At 63.3% G+C, this 251-nt stretch carries 1 protein-coding gene; it reads left to right on the top strand.

From position 1 onward, the window contains the following. A partial coding sequence (locus SB660_RS22465; protein ID WP_486304223.1) for a hypothetical protein occupies nt 1-251 on the top strand: 251 nt, incomplete at both ends.

Below are 251 nucleotides of genomic sequence, written 5' to 3'. Positions count from 1 at the left end.
ACGCGCGGCGGAGATCAAGCTGGTGAATTTCTCCTTCCCGCTCGCGAAGCTGCGCGGCGAGACGATGGCCATCGCCCGTGAGATCGCCTCCAAGGATCCGCACTCGCTGCGCGCCACCAAGGATGCCTATCGCTTCTCGCTGGAAATGAGCTGGGAGGCTTCGATGGACTACACCGCCGCGAAAGAAGTCAAACTGGCCGTCGACCAGGACGTCGGTTGGAAAGACGGCGGCGTCGCCGACTTCGTCGAGG

It is taken from the genome of Bacillus sp. SIMBA_005 (assembly GCF_046535585.1).
Lineage (GTDB): Bacteria > Bacillota > Bacilli > Bacillales > Bacillaceae > Bacillus > Bacillus pumilus.
Note: the sequence above shows the minus strand (reverse complement) of the source record. Positions and strands in the feature narration are given on the sequence as shown.